The organism is Paragemmobacter amnigenus, from assembly GCF_009908265.2.
GTDB classification, from domain to species: Bacteria; Pseudomonadota; Alphaproteobacteria; order Rhodobacterales; family Rhodobacteraceae; genus Paragemmobacter; species Paragemmobacter amnigenus.
In genome coordinates this window covers 107,045-121,227 of the sequence record NZ_JAAATX020000005.1, presented here as the reverse complement: position 1 = coordinate 121,227, position 14,183 = coordinate 107,045, and the positions used below count along the sequence as shown (strand labels likewise).

Genomic DNA, 14,183 nt, shown 5'->3' with positions numbered 1-14,183 from the left:
CGTCTGCGTCATTGCGCGGCGATGTCCCGCGACGGCGAAAGCGACCCCTCGCTCACGAATGACAGTGCCAGTGCAGCCGCGCCATGGGCCCACAGCAGGTCGCCCCACGCATGGATCTCGATCGGCGGGCGCGGGCGACCGGTCTGGATGGCCAGGTTCTCCATCTCGGCAAGGGTTTCCTGCGCGTAAAGATAGTCATAGCGCATCCGCTCTCCCGACAGGATGATCAGCGCGGGGTCGAACAGGTTGATGACATTGGACAGACCGACCGCCAGATAGCGGCCCGCGCGGCGGAAGATCGACCGCGCCGCCGCATTGCCCGCCTTGGCATGGTCATAGAGGGATTCGAGCAGGACGCTGATCGACTGCCCCTCGCGATGGGTCCAGTTGAGCGCGGTCGTCGCCTCGCGCGCAAGGGCGTAGTCGGCGATATAGGCCTCGAGGCATCCGCGCTGGCCACACCGGCAGAGCGCGCCGTCAAGCTGCACCTTGGTGTGGCCAAGTTCCATCCCCAGCCCCTGCGCGCCGCGATAGATGCGGTGGTTGATGACATATCCCATCCCGACGCCATGCTCGATCGTCACCACGGCGAAATCCGCGAGACGTCGCCCCGCCCCGAACCAGAGTTCGGCCAGCGTGACCAGATTGGCGTCGTTGTCGATGGTGACGGGCAGGCCCACCCGCGCCTGGGCCGCCGCGGCAAGCTGGACGCCGCGGTCGCTCAGGACCGAGGACCACATGACGGTGCCGGACATCGTATCGACAAAGCCCGGAACGCCGATCCCGACGGCAGATAGGTCGCTGCGGGCCAGCCCCGCCTTGGCGCAGACGCGGTTCAGCAGGGTTTCGATGGCGGACAGGATCTCGGCCGTCGTCATCGGTCCGGGACGGCGGGGGATGACGTCGTCGGCAATCAGGTTTCCGGCGAAATCCACGATCACCGCCGTATGTTCGCGGTCTGACAGTTTCATTCCGGCCACCCGATGCGCGTTGGCCCGCACCCCCAGCAGGACGGCGGGCCGACCGCGGCCCTGATCCCCTTCGCGCGGCGCGGATACCTCTTCGATCAGACCCGCCTCGATCAGTTCCGAGGTCGTGGTAGTGACCGAGGCGGGGCTGACGCCCAGATCCTTGGCCACCTGCACGCGGGGAATCAGGCCGGCCGCACGGACGCGTTCAAAGACCTGCTGCCGCAGCGGGCGCAGCGTGTCGGACAGCGGCGGAATCAGCGGCCCGCAGCCCCTGCGGCCCTCATGGCCATCGTCCGAAGGTAGTTGCGGCAGCATTTCTTTGGTTCCCGAATAAAAACAGGCAGCATTTCTGCCCTAACCTGCCGGAAAAGCCTCTGGAATGCTGCATTGCCGCATGGAAACGCTCTTCTGGCAGGCAGCGCAAGATTTCACGATCATTTTTATTTTGACAACTGAAATTATTAGCGCCAATTTCCCGCACGTACCGACGAATCCGTCGGACCGGCCATACGCTGGCCGCATCCATAGGGAGGATACTTATGCGTAACGCAATCCTCGTCGCCGTTCTGGCGACGGTCGGCTTCTCTTCGGCCGCGCTGGCAGAGGGCAAGAAGATCGGCGTCTCCTGGGCGCAGTTCCAGGAAGAGCGCTGGAAGATCGACGAAGCCGCGATGAAGGCCGCCATCGAAGCCGCTGGCAACGAATACATCTCGGCCGACGCCCAGTCGTCCGCCGAAAAGCAGCTGTCCGACATCGATGCGCTGATCGCGCAGGGCGTTGACGCCCTCGTCATCAACGCATGGGACAAGGACGCCATCGGGCCGGCCATCGAAAAGGCCGCTGCCGAAGGGATCCCGGTCGTGGGCTATGACCGTCTGATCGAAGACAACCGCACCTTCTACCTGACGTTCGACAACGTCGGCGTGGGCCGCATCATCGCGGAATCGGTGTTCGCCGTGGCGCCCAAGGGCAACTACGCGATCATCAAGGGCGACCCGGGTGACCCGAACGTCGGCTTCCTGCGTCAGGGCATGGAAGAAGTCATCGGCGCCGCTGTTGCCTCGGGCGACATCGTGATCGTCGGCGAAGCGAACTCGGACGGCTGGAAGCCCGAGAACGCCCAGAAGAACATGGAACAGATCCTGACCGCCAACAACAACGCCGTTGACGCCGTTCTCGCGCAGAACGACGGCATGGCCGGTGGCGCCGCTGCCGCTCTGGCCGCGCAGGGCCTGAACGTTCCGCTGGGCGGTCAGGACGGCGACCTCGCCGCGATCAACCGCGTGGCGCGTGGCACCCAGACCGTTTCGGTGTGGAAGAACGCGCGTGACCTCGGCAAGGCCGCCGGCGAGATCGCCTCGGCTCTGGCTGACGGGGCGGCTCTGGACTCGATCCCGGGCGCGACCAAGTTCTCGGGCGGCGAGAAGGGCGTTGAAATGAACGCGATCCTTCTGAACCCGACCCCGATCACCAAGGAAACGCTGAACCTTGCGATCGACGCGGGCCACATCACCAAAGAGCAGGCCTGCGAAGGCGCCCTGCCCGACGTGGCTGCCTGCCAGTAATTCTGGCTGACATTTCGGCGCTGCCCCAAGGGCGGCGCCGGTTCACTTTCCGGGCGCGTGGCCAAGACAGCCACCGGCATCCCCTGTTTGCCGTGCAGCTTTGCGCGGCCCCCGATGCGGCCCTACCCTCTCATGCTGGATGAGGACATGACCGACAAACCCAACACTCCGACATCCCATAGTCAGGAAAGCGGCTTTGGCCGTTTTCTGCGGACGACGGAAATCGATCCGCGCCTGCTTGGCATGATCGGCGCCCTGCTGCTGATCTGGTTCGCATTCGAAGCCTATTCGGTCATCATCCTTGACCGTCCCTCGCTGCTGCTGGGTGCCGCGCAGGTCGAGGCGAACGGCTTTCTCACCCCGCGCAACCTTTGGAACCTGTCGGTCCAGACGGCCTATATCGGTATCATGGCCACGGGGATGGTGCTGGTGATCATCACCCGCAACATCGACCTGTCGGTCGGGTCGATCATGGGCATGGTCGGCATGTATATGGGCCTGTTGCAGGTCGAATGGCTGACCCCTGCGATGGGTCTGGGCCATCCCTCCATCTGGATCCTGACCGTGATCTTCGGCGTCCTGATGGGCGCGCTGATCGGCGCGCTTCAGGGCGGGATGATCGCCTATCTGGGCATTCCCTCCTTCATCGTCACGCTGGGCGGCCTGCTGGTCTGGCGCGGCGCGGCTTTCCTTGTCGCGGGTGGCAAGACCATCGCCCCACTGGACGAGACCTTCGCCCTGATCGGCGGCGGATCCTTCGGCGCGCTCGGGCCCACGGGAAGCTGGATCTTCGGCGGCATCGCCAGCCTTTTCGTCGTCTGGGCCGTTCTGAACGGGCGCAAGTCACGCAAGCTGCATGGCTTTGCGCTGCGCCCCGTCTGGGCGGAATGGTTCGTGGGCGGCATCATCATCGGTGCCATCCTTGGCACGACGGCGCTGTTCAACGCCTATATCTGGCCGCGCGGCAACATCCAGAAATACTACCAGTCCATCGGTCAGGACCTGCCCGCCTGCGCGCAGGACAATGACACGATCTATACCGATGTCTGCGCCAGCTTCGGCCATGGCTTCGCCTATCCGGTGCTGATCATGATCGTCGTGGCCATCCTGATGACCATCCTGATGACCCGCACCCGCTTTGGCCGCTATGTCTTTGCCATTGGCGGCAACCCCGAGGCGGCCACCCTGTCGGGCATCAACACCCGCGCCATGACGGTGAAGATCTTTACCCTTATGGGCGCGCTGGCCGGCATCGCCGCCGTCATCGGTTCGGCCCGCCAGAACAGCGCCACCAACGCGATGGGCAATCTGGACGAGCTTTACGTCATCGCGGCGGCGGTCGTAGGCGGCACCTCGCTGGCGGGCGGCGTGGGCACGATCTATGGCGCCATCATCGGCGCGCTGATCCTGACTTCGCTGCAGACGGGCATGGTGCTGATCGGCTTCGGTGACGGGTCCTACCAGCGGATCGTCATCGGCATCGCCCTCGTCGTGGCCGTCTGGCTCGACATCGTTTACCGCAAGCGCATCAAATAAGGGGGGACTTCACCATGACCACCAATCGCGGCACCCCCCTTGTCGAGTTGCGCGACATCTCGATCTCTTTCGGCGGGATCAAAGCTGTCGACCACGTCACGGTCGACCTCTACCCCGGCGAGGTGGTCGGACTGCTGGGTCACAACGGCGCCGGCAAGTCCACGCTGATCAAGTGCCTGTCCGGCGCCTACAAACCCGACGCGGGTGACATATACATCAACGGGCAGCGGGTAGAGATCAACAACCCCCGCGACGCCCGCGCCCAGAACATCGAGACGATCTACCAGACGCTTGCTCTGGCAGACAACCTCGACGCCGCCTCGAACCTGTTTCTGGGGCGTGAGATCGTGAACAGCCTCGGCTTCGTGGACGAAACGAAGATGGAGGCCGAGACGCGCAAGATCATGGCGCGGCTCAACCCCAACTTCCGCAAGTTCAACGTGCCGGTATCGGCCCTGTCGGGCGGTCAGCGCCAGTCGGTCGCCATTGCGCGGGCGGTGTATTTCAACGCCAAGATCCTGATCATGGACGAACCCACCGCCGCCCTCGGCCCGCACGAGACGCAGATGGTTTCGGAACTGATCCAGGAGCTGAAGGCGCAGGGTCTGGGCATCTTCCTGATCGAACACGACATCCACAACGTCATGAAACTGTGCGACCGCGCGTCGGTCATGAAGAACGGTCAGCTTGTCGGTACGGTCAACGTCAACGAAGTCACCGATGAAGACATCCTGTCGATGATCATCCTCGGCAAGAAACCTGCAAAGGCTGCGTGATGTATATCGGCCTCGATCTCGGTACGTCCGGCCTGAAGGGCGTGCTGATCGACGACGCGCAAGGGGTGCTGGCCGAAGCCAGCGCCCCCCTTACCGTGTCGCGTCCGCATGAGGGATGGTCCGAACAATCCCCCGCCGACTGGATCGCCGCCGCCGAAACGGTGATGGACGCGCTGTCGGCGCATGGTCTGTCCAAGGTGCGCGGCATCGGCCTGTCAGGACAGATGCACGGTGCGACCCTGCTGGATACCTCGGACGAGGTGCTGCGTCCCTGTATCCTGTGGAACGACACCCGCAGCCACGAAGAGGCGGCGGAACTCGACGGCGACCCGATGTTCCGGCGGGTGACGGGCAACATCGTCTTTCCGGGCTTTACCGCGCCGAAACTGGTCTGGGTGCGGCGCCACGAACCGCGTATCTGGGAAAAGGTCGCGCGGGTGCTGCTGCCGAAGGACTACCTGCGGCTGTGGCTGACGGGCGAGCATGTGGCCGAGATGTCCGATGCGGCGGGCACAAGCTGGCTGGATACGGGCAAACGCGACTGGTCCGACGAATGCCTTGCCGCGACCGGCCTGACGCGGGCGCATATGCCCCGTCTGGTCGAAGGGTCCGCAGTTTCGGGCAAACTCCGTGACGCGCTGTCGTCCCGCTGGGGCCTGCCGAAGGACGTGGTGATCGCGGGCGGCGGGGGCGACAATGCCGCCTCCGGCGTGGGTGTGGGCGTGGTGAAGGCCGGTGATGCCTTCGTCTCGCTGGGCACCTCGGGCGTGCTGTTTGCCGCCAATGACGGCTATCAGCCCGCGCCGGAAACGGCGGTGCACACCTTCTGTCATGCCCTGCCGGATACGTGGCACCAGATGGGTGTGATCCTTGCCGCGACCGACGCGCTGAACTGGTATGCGGGTCTGGTGGGCGACAGTGCCGCCAACCTGACGGGCGCGCTGGGCGACCTGAAAGCCCCGTCCAAGACGCTGTTCCTGCCCTATCTGGGCGGGGAACGCACACCGCTCAACGACGCGGCTATACGGGGTGCCTTCCTTGGCCTCGAACACGCGACCGACCGCGCGGCGGCAACCCGCGCCGTGCTGGAGGGCGTCACCTTCGCCATCCGCGACAGTCGCGACGCGCTGGCCGCCACGGGGACGCGGATCGAACGGCTGCTTGCCGTCGGTGGCGGCTCGCGTTCCGACTACTGGCTCAGGGCCATCGCGACCGCGCTTGATATTCCCGTCCACCTGCCCGTCGCGGGCGATTTCGGCGGGGCCTTCGGCGCCGCGCGCCTTGCCCTCATGGCCGCTACGGGGGCGGGGGCGGAAATCGCAACCCTACCGCCCATCGCCCGCACGATCGAGCCCGACCGCGCCCTTACGCCTGCCTTCGACGCGGGCCATGCCCGCTATCGCGCCGCACAATCCGCCATCCGAGGACTGAAATGACCGACTTCTTCAAGGGCATCCCCCAAATCCGCTACGAGGGGCCGTCCTCGACCAACGAATTCGCCTTCCGGCACTACAATCCGGACGAGGTGATCATGGGCAAGCGCATGGAAGACCACATGCGCTTTGCGGTCGCCTATTGGCACAGCTTCGCATGGCCGGGCGGCGACCCCTTCGGCGGGCAGACCTTCGACCGCCCGTGGTTCGGTGACACGCTTTCGCTGGCCAAGCTCAAGGCCGACGTGGCCTTCGAGATGTTCGACATCCTTGGCGCGCCCTTCTACTGCTTCCACGACGCCGACGTCCGCCCCGAAGGCGCGACCTTTGCCGAGTCCAAGCGCAATCTGGACGAGGTCGTCGATTACCTCGGGCAGAAACAGGCGGCGCACAAGACGCAGCTCCTCTGGGGCACCGCCAACATGTTCAGCCACCGCCGCTGGATGTCGGGCGCCGCGACGAACCCCGATCCCGACGTCTACGCCTATGCCGCAGCGACGGTGAAGGCCAACATGGACGCCACGCACAAGCTGGGCGGGGCGAACTACGTCCTGTGGGGCGGGCGCGAAGGGTATGAGACGCTTCTGAACACCGACCTGAAGGCCGAACGCGAACATGCGGGCCGCTTCCTGCAACAGGTGGTGGAATACAAGCACAAGATCGGCTTCAAGGGCACGATCCTGATCGAACCCAAACCGCAGGAACCGTCCAAGCACCAGTATGACTATGACGTGGCGACCGTTTACGGCTTCCTCGTCCAGTTCGGGCTTGAGAAAGAGGTGAAGGTCAACATCGAACAGGGCCACGCCATCCTTGCGGGGCACAGCTTCGAACATGAAATCGCCCTTGCGGCATCGCTTGGCATCTTCGGCTCCATCGACATGAACCGGAACGATTACCAATCCGGCTGGGACACCGACCAGTTCCCGAACAATCACGCGGAAAAGGCGCTGGCCTTCTACGAAATCCTGCGCGCGGGCGGCTATACCACCGGCGGCACCAACTTCGACGCGAAGATCCGGCGTCAGTCGCTGGACCCCGAAGACCTGATCCTCGCCCATGTCGGCGGCATGGACACCTGCGCCCGCGCCCTGAAGGCCGCCGCCGCCCTGCTGGAGGATGGCGCGCTGGAAAAGGCCCGCGCCGACCGCTACGCCGGCTGGGAAAAGGCCGAAGCGAAGGCGCTGCTGTCCGGTTCGCTGGAAGATGCCGCAGCGGTCGTCACCGCCCGAAACCTGAACCCCGAACCGAAGTCGGGACGGCAGGAGCGGCTGGAAAACCTCTGGAACCGCTTCATCTGATCTGATCCACTACGACCAACGGGCGGCGGTGCGACCCTCGCGCCGCCGCTGTCCATGACAGAGGACGCCATGCCCTACACCCCCGCCGCCGACCGCTATTCGAAAATGGTCTACCGCACCTGCGGAAAATCCGGCCTGAAACTGCCCGCCATCAGCCTTGGCCTCTGGCACAACTTCGGCCATGACACGCCGCACGACACCAAACGCGCGATCTGCCAGACGGCCTTTGACCTCGGCATCACCCATTACGACCTTGCCAACAACTACGGCCCGCCCCCCGGCAGCGCCGAAGAGGCCTTCGGCGAAATCCTCAAGACCGACTTCGCCGGATATCGCGACGAACTCATCATCTCGTCCAAGGCGGGTTACCTGATGTGGGACGGCCCCTATGGCGAATGGGGAAGCCGGAAATACGTCATCGCCTCCTGCGACCAGTCGTTGAAACGGATGGGGCTGGATTACGTCGACATCTTCTATTCCCACCGCTTCGACCCCGACACGCCGCTGGAAGAAACGATGCTCGCGCTCGACCACATCGTCCGTTCGGGCCGCGCGCTCTATGTCGGCATTTCCAGCTATAACAGCCAGCGCACGCGCGAGGCTTATGCGATCCTGAAGGAGCTCAAGACCCCCTTCGTCATCCATCAGCCCAGCTACAACATCCTGAACCGCTGGGTGGAACATGACGGTCTGAAGGACACGCTGGCGGAACTGGGGCTTGGCTCCATTGCCTTCACGCCGCTGGCGCAGGGTATCCTGTCCAAGAAATATCTGGGCGGCATCCCGAAGGACAGCCGCGCCGCGCAGGGCAAATCGCTGGACCCCGCGACGATCACGGAAAGCGCCCTCGCCTCGGTCCGCGCTCTGGATGCGCTTGCTGCCAAGCGGGGGCAGACGCTGGCGCAGATGGCCATCGCCTGGGTGCTGCGGAACGGTGGTATCACCTCGGCCCTGATCGGCGCGTCGCGGCCCGAACAGGTGGTGGATTGCGCCGGGGCCATCGGCAATCTGGAGTTCACCGCCGAAGAGTTGGCGCAGATCGACAGCATCGCCCGTGAAGAGGATATCAACCTCTGGGCCCGATCCTCGGCCGAGTGAGCGCCGCCAAGACTTGACGGCGGCGATGGTCCATCATTCTGATGGGTCCTGTAACAATCGTTTCTTCGGGCTTCCCTTGTGGAAGCCCGCGCTCAGGACCGACGACGGAATGGACGGCCCCGCCAGACACCGGACCCTCGAACTGCGCCTTGTTGCGCTGCCGCAGTCGCCGGCCATGATGGCGGCGGCACTGGCACCGCTTTTGGGGATGTCTACCGGCGGTCTTCTGGACCGGTTGGCCGAGGGTCGGGTCGTGCTGGTCGCGGATCTGGCCCCCGAAACAGCGCGGCGGATTTCGGTTCTGGCCGCGGTGATGGATTGGCCGGTGCAGATCGGCCCGCCGCTGCAGGGCGGTCTGCGCGACCTGTCGGCCCAGCTTGCCGTCTGGGCCGATGCGGAACGCGTTTCGGCGCGGCTTGCCCCGTTGCTCGGGATGGATCAGGCGGCGGTGGCCACGGCCCTTGCCCGCCCGGGCGGGCTTGTCCTTGCGGGTCTTGATCCGTCGCGCGCCGCCGCGACCGAGGGCCTTCTGCGCCGGACACGCGGGCTGGTCGTCACCGCTTCGGATCCCGCCACCGCGCGTCATGACATCTATCCCTCGCGCCCCCTGTCGCGCGCCGAGGCGGAACGCCTCTCCGCCTGCCTTGGCCGGATCGGTGCTGCGGGTGACGCGCTGACGGGTGCGCTGGCCTCTGGCCTGTCGCGGGTCTTGCGCGACCACATCCTGTCGCGCTGCCCTGATCTGGACCTCGTCGCGATCGACCGCAGGTTCCAGCGGTTCGACCTCGTGCTGACGGGAACCTGCGGCTGGGTCACGCGCGATCTTGCCGACTTTCTGGCAGCGCGCACCCAGCAACCCCGCGCGCGGTTCGAGGCGCTTTCGCCCGCCGCACCCGTCACGCTGGATCTGGGTCTGCGCGACACGGTCGCGCGCCAGTTCTGCGGGGATTACGCGGCCATCGGTCTTTTCGTGCGTCCGGTCCTGTCGCACAGGTCGGGAAATCCCTAAAACCCCGTTCATAAACCCGATCTCAACCAAGCAGGACCTATACCCGACCACGGGTGTGTGGTGATGGGATCTGTGCATGGCAAGGCAAGCGAATGCCGCGCCAGTCATCATCAAACGGAAAAAGGTCATGGGTGGCGGTGGCCACCACGGCGGGGCGTGGAAGGTCGCCTATGCCGATTTCGTCACCGCGATGATGGCTTTCTTCCTGCTGATGTGGCTGCTGAACGCGACAACCGAAAAACAGCGGAAGGGTCTGGCGGATTATTTCAACCCGACCATCCCGATCAACCGCGTCTCGGGCGGGGGTGACGGGGCCTTTGGCGGCACTTCGATCATGACCGACGACACGCTGGCCCGCAACGGCACCGGCGATCCTGCCCATGCCACGATCCAGAGCACTCAGCCGCAGGGCGTCGACGGCCCCGCGCTGGGCGCGATGGACAAGGAGGACGCAGAGCTGTTGCGAAAGGTCGAGCAGGAACTTGCCGCGCTCTCGGGCGAAAGCATGATCTCGGACCGGCTTTTGCGCCATGTCGTCACGCGCCTGACGGACGAGGGGCTGGTCGTCGAACTTTTCGACACCGATGATGCGGCCCTTTTCCTTGGCGATACGGACCAGCCCGCGCCGGTGCTGCATGATCTTCTAAGGGTCGTGGCCGAAGTGGCGGCCCTTGCCGACAATCCGGTCGCCGTGACGGGCCATGTCCGCGCCTTTCCCGTCACGCTGGCGCGCGATCCGGTCTGGGACCTGTCGACCGCCCGCGCCCAGTCTGCCCGTGTCGTCAGCGTTGCGGCAGGGCTTGATCCTGCAAGGGTGCAGCGTGTCACCGGCCATGCCGATCGCCGCCCCGCCACGGCCGACCCCACCGCCGCCCGCAACAACCGGATCGAGGTGATCCTTCTGCGCCGGAACGCCGGATAGCGAAGATTGTCCGCATTAGGCGGGAATTAACGCCTGATGTCCCAGAGTGCGGTCACCAAGCGGTGGCTGCAGAAGGGGCTTTTCCATGTCGATCACGTCATCTTTCAACGCCGGTGTTGCGGGGTTGAACGCGAACGCGGCGCGGCTTGCCGCGATTTCGGACAACATCGCCAACTCCGCGACCTTCGGCTACCGCCGGGCCGAGGCCGATTTCGAAATGCTGGTGATCGGCGGGTCTGGCGGGCCCGGCAGCTATGCGGCGGGGGGTGTGCGTGCACTGACCCAAAGGGTCGTCGATCAGGCGGGCTCGCTCGTGAGCACGGGCAATGCGCTCGATCTTGCGGTCTCGGGGCGCGGGATGCTTCCGGTGCGCGACATGTCCTCGTTGTCGACGGATGAACAGGAACTTCTCCTTCTGCCCACTGGCGCCTTCCGGCGGGACGAGGAAGGGTATCTGAAAACCGAAACCGGGCTTCTTCTTCTGGGCTGGCCCACGCGGCAGGACGGAACGGTCACCGACAACCCGCGCGATTCCGCGCTCGGTCTGGAACCCGTCCGCATCAGCACGATCCAGCGCAGCGTCGATCCGACAACACGGATCAGCCTTGGCCTCAACCTGCCGGCCTCGGCCACGGCTGCGGGCGGCGCGGGGGCGGATCTGCCCCTCTCGGTCGAATACTTCGGCAGTCTGGGCAATTCGGAACGGCTCGACATCACCTTTGACCCTGTGGTTCCCGCCACGGGCCAGTCGAACAGCTGGACCATGACGATCCGCGACGGGGCGCAGGGCGGCGCGGTCGTGGGCAGCTATACGCTCGTCTTCGATGACACCGCCTCGGCCGGATCGCTTGCGTCCGTCACGGCCCTTGCCGGCGGTGCCTATGATCCTGCCGAAGGGACGGTGGCCATCCCCGTCGCGGGCGGCACGATCGCGGTGAACATCGGCCGGATCGGGGTGGCGGACCGGATGACGCAATTCGACTCCGATTTCATGCCGCTCGACATCACGAAGAACGGATTTCCCGTCGGATCGCTCGTCTCGCTCGAGATCGACGAACAGGGTTTTGTCGTCGCCAGCTACGACAGCGGGCTTTATCGCCGCCTCTACCAGATTCCCCTTGTCGACGTGCCCAATGTGAACGGATTGCAGTCCATCGGGCGACAGGCCTTCAAGCTCACCTCCGACTCCGGCGCGTTTTTCCTGTGGGATGCCGGCAAGGGCCCGACGGGCCAGATCTCCGGCTACACGCGCGAAGGGTCAGCGACCGACATCGCCGCAGAGCTCACCTCGCTCATCCAGACGCAGCGCGCCTATGCGTCCAACGCGAAGGTGATCCAGACCGTGGCGCTGTCCTTTGCCGTCGCCACGCTCTTGCCGGTCGAGATTTCCTGCTGCGTCCGGCTCAGCCCGGCGTTGATGGTCTTCATGGTCTGCAGCGCGACCATTGCGCTGTTGTTGGTGAGGATGGAAGACATGTCTATTTCTCCAAATCATGCGCCTTTGACGCTGTTTCCAGAGCGGCTTCTGTCCGATGCGTCGGGATCCGCCCGCCGCGCCGTTCCGTCTTGGAACGCAAGGGCGACATTGGGCGCAGGGGGTTAAGGCTGCGTTGCCGGCCCTGCAAAAGACGCATCGCATTCTAACGAATTACAGCCTGCAGACCGGCTGGCCTGCGGGGTGCCCGTGGCGTCTGCCGGTGCAGTCATAGGTTTCCGCCCGTGCTGCCGCGGCCAGCTCGGCCACGCGCCTGCGTGCCGAACGCACGCCCAGAAGGGCCGCGCGCAAACAGGTCTCGTTCCCGCGCGCCAGCTCTGCGACGCCCTGCAAAAGCAGCGGGTCCAGATGGTCCTCTGGCGTAAAAACAGTCTCTAACCTTGCAGAAAGCCTCTCCATCGCGGCGAAATCTGCGCGCAGGGCGGCCTCGCGGATTGCCTCCATGACCTCCGTGATCCCATGCGACGGGGCGGTCATCTCGCGCGCTCCACCAGCGATTCGAACAGACGTTCGGCCAGTCCGATGCCGCCTCCGTCCACGATCGCACCGGCCTGCGCCTCGCGCAGGAAGGACGCGAACTGCTCTCCGCCGATCCCCGCGCCAAAGGCGCCTTCGGGGGCGGATATACCTGCGTGACGCAGCATCTCGGTCAGGAAGGCCCGCTCCAGCTCGACCGATTTGCGCTGAAGGACCGTGCTGTCCTGCGGGTAAAGAGGGGGGATCTGCATGATGACTCCGGATCGTGTGGATTTTCCTCAATCCTGCCGGTCCGGCGTAAACATTTGGTAAGGCCGCACCGCCACTCTGGACCGGCGACAGAAGTCACAGGTGCAGGATGATTCCCCCCATTGCGCTGCTTGTCCCGCCCGCGACCCGACCCGCGCAAATGCCGTCGGGCGGGGCGGAGTTCGACGCTGTTCTGGCTGCTTTGCTGCCGTTGGCAGAAGCGGACGTCACAGCGACGGCCCTGCCGGACCCTGTCCTGCCCGACGCTGCGGAAGACGCCGCTATGGTGATGGCAGACCTGCAACTGCCGCCACCCCCCCTGCCCCTGCCTGTCATCAGGGAACCCCAGCTTCCCCCTGATCCGACCGCTGCGGCACCAGCCCATCTTCCGCAGGCGGACACGCCCGTTGCCGAAATTCCGCCCGCACCGCTGCCCACCGCATCCCCACCGGCCAATCCGTCAGAGGAGGGGGATGCAAGGTCTGTTGCGGCCAGCGTACCGGCGGCAGGGCCGTCCGGACCCGAACTTGTTACGCCGCCGGACCAGAAAAACGTCTCTAACATTGCCGAAAATGCCAATCTTCTCCCTGTGCCACCGGCGGAGGAGAGGGCAGGCACCATCGCACCTTCGCCCTTGCCTTCCGTGCCGTCACCGCTTCCGGTCCCGCCGCGCCCCGTTGCGCGGATCGATCCCGCGCGCCCCGACCCCACGCCCGCGTCCGATGCCCGGGCAGGCGCGACCGGTCCCGCCGACGACGCCCATCCCCGCTTTGACCTGCCGCCCGCCCCGCAGGGGGCAACCGCCAAACCTGCCGCGCCGCCCATTGCCGAAGCGGGGCCGCAACCCGATCACCTGCCCGACCCGTCCGCCGCGCCCCCTGCGCCGCTCCCGCCAGAGCAATCCGCCCCCGACCGCCCCGAAGCCGCCCGTCCCGCCGCCCACCGGCCCGAGGCTTTGCCCGCCGAAATGGTCCGCCTTGCCCGCACCGCGCCCGATGGCCCCGTCCATCTCACCCTTCGACCCGAGGAGTTGGGCACGCTCCGCTTCGAACTGACGCGCACCGCCGAGGGTCTGCATATCCACCTTTCGGTCGACCAACCCGCCACGCTCGACCTCTTGCGGCGACAGGGAGAGCTGATCCTCGCCGAACTCCGGCAATCGGGCTTTGCCGGAACCACCCTCAGCTTTGCCGCGAATGATGGCCAGCCGATGCCGCAGGGCGATACCGGCGGCGGCCATTCCGCGCCGGTCGCGGCCCCTGACGAAGCCCTGCCACCCCCGCCCCGCACGTGGCCCCTGCCCGTGGCGTCGGCGGGCAGCCTTGATCTGCGATTGTGAAAGGATCCCCAG

General features: G+C 65.5%; 13 protein-coding genes and 2 pseudogenes. 11 read left to right on the top strand and 4 right to left on the bottom strand.

All coding sequences use genetic code 11. The features are described 5' to 3' along the window. Positions 1–8 precede the first annotated feature (8 nt). Positions 9–1,286 carry an ROK family transcriptional regulator gene (locus tag GU927_RS08330; protein ID WP_161761916.1) on the bottom strand — a complete coding sequence of 426 codons (1,278 nt, stop codon included), beginning with the start codon at positions 1,284–1,286 and terminating at the stop codon, positions 9–11. A gap of 79 nt (positions 1,287–1,365) precedes the next feature. On the opposite strand from GU927_RS08330, the gene GU927_RS08325 reads away from it, so the two are divergent. The 10 genes and pseudogenes from GU927_RS08325 to GU927_RS08280 form a co-directional block, all read left to right on the top strand. Then, the gene (locus tag GU927_RS08325) at positions 1,366–1,518 is read left to right on the top strand and encodes a hypothetical protein (protein ID WP_217765565.1); all 153 of its coding nucleotides are present in this window, start codon (positions 1,366–1,368) and stop codon (positions 1,516–1,518) included. Further along, the gene (locus GU927_RS08320; protein WP_161761915.1) at positions 1,511–2,536 is read left to right on the top strand and encodes a substrate-binding domain-containing protein; all 1,026 of its coding nucleotides are present in this window, start codon (positions 1,511–1,513) and stop codon (positions 2,534–2,536) included. Before GU927_RS08325 ends, GU927_RS08320 begins: the two co-directional genes overlap by 8 nt. Before the next feature lie 147 nt (positions 2,537–2,683). Continuing rightward, complete coding sequence (locus GU927_RS08315) at positions 2,684–4,072, top strand: sugar ABC transporter permease (RefSeq protein WP_161761914.1); 1,389 nt, start codon at positions 2,684–2,686, stop codon at positions 4,070–4,072. A gap of 14 nt (positions 4,073–4,086) precedes the next feature. Further along, complete coding sequence (locus tag GU927_RS08310; RefSeq protein ID WP_161761912.1) at positions 4,087–4,848, top strand: ATP-binding cassette domain-containing protein; 762 nt, start codon at positions 4,087–4,089, stop codon at positions 4,846–4,848. After that, positions 4,848–6,284, top strand: coding sequence for a xylulokinase (xylB, locus tag GU927_RS08305; RefSeq protein ID WP_161761910.1), 1,437 nt, complete (start codon positions 4,848–4,850; stop codon positions 6,282–6,284). Before GU927_RS08310 ends, xylB begins: the two co-directional genes overlap by 1 nt. Further along, complete coding sequence (gene xylA, locus GU927_RS08300; protein ID WP_161761908.1) at positions 6,281–7,582, top strand: xylose isomerase; 1,302 nt, start codon at positions 6,281–6,283, stop codon at positions 7,580–7,582. Before xylB ends, xylA begins: the two co-directional genes overlap by 4 nt. A 69-nt stretch (positions 7,583–7,651) precedes the next feature. Next, positions 7,652–8,680 (top strand): L-glyceraldehyde 3-phosphate reductase, encoded by a 1,029-nt coding sequence (gene mgrA, locus GU927_RS08295; protein WP_161761907.1) that lies wholly within the window; start codon positions 7,652–7,654, stop codon positions 8,678–8,680. A 109-nt stretch (positions 8,681–8,789) separates the two neighbouring features. After that, complete coding sequence (locus GU927_RS08290; protein ID WP_161761906.1) at positions 8,790–9,689, top strand: hypothetical protein; 900 nt, start codon at positions 8,790–8,792, stop codon at positions 9,687–9,689. A gap of 76 nt (positions 9,690–9,765) precedes the next feature. Further along, a complete protein-coding gene (locus GU927_RS08285; RefSeq protein WP_161761905.1) occupies positions 9,766–10,611 on the top strand; it encodes a flagellar motor protein MotB in 846 nt (281 codons plus the stop codon). 85 nt (positions 10,612–10,696) lie between these two features. Continuing rightward, positions 10,697–11,923: pseudogene (locus tag GU927_RS08280) on the top strand (flagellar hook protein FlgE); the annotation flags it as partial. Positions 11,924–11,946: 23 nt separating this feature from the next. Here GU927_RS08280 and GU927_RS08275 read toward each other — a convergent pair. The 3 genes and pseudogenes from GU927_RS08275 to GU927_RS08265 all read right to left on the bottom strand — a co-directional run. Beyond that, positions 11,947–12,087: pseudogene (locus tag GU927_RS08275) on the bottom strand (flagellin N-terminal helical domain-containing protein); the annotation flags it as partial. A 172-nt stretch (positions 12,088–12,259) separates the two neighbouring features. Continuing rightward, a complete protein-coding gene (locus GU927_RS08270) occupies positions 12,260–12,583 on the bottom strand; it encodes a hypothetical protein (RefSeq protein ID WP_161761903.1) in 324 nt (107 codons plus the stop codon). Continuing rightward, entirely contained in the window at positions 12,580–12,834 is a 255-nt protein-coding gene (locus tag GU927_RS08265; protein ID WP_161761902.1) for a rod-binding protein, read from the bottom strand. The genes GU927_RS08270 and GU927_RS08265 overlap by 4 nt, the downstream gene beginning before the upstream one ends. A 587-nt stretch (positions 12,835–13,421) precedes the next feature. Here GU927_RS08265 and GU927_RS20615 point away from each other — a divergent pair. Then, positions 13,422–14,171: a flagellar hook-length control protein FliK gene (locus tag GU927_RS20615; RefSeq protein WP_217765564.1), complete on the top strand. Its 750-nt coding sequence runs from the start codon at positions 13,422–13,424 to the stop codon at positions 14,169–14,171. Positions 14,172–14,183 lie beyond the last annotated feature (12 nt).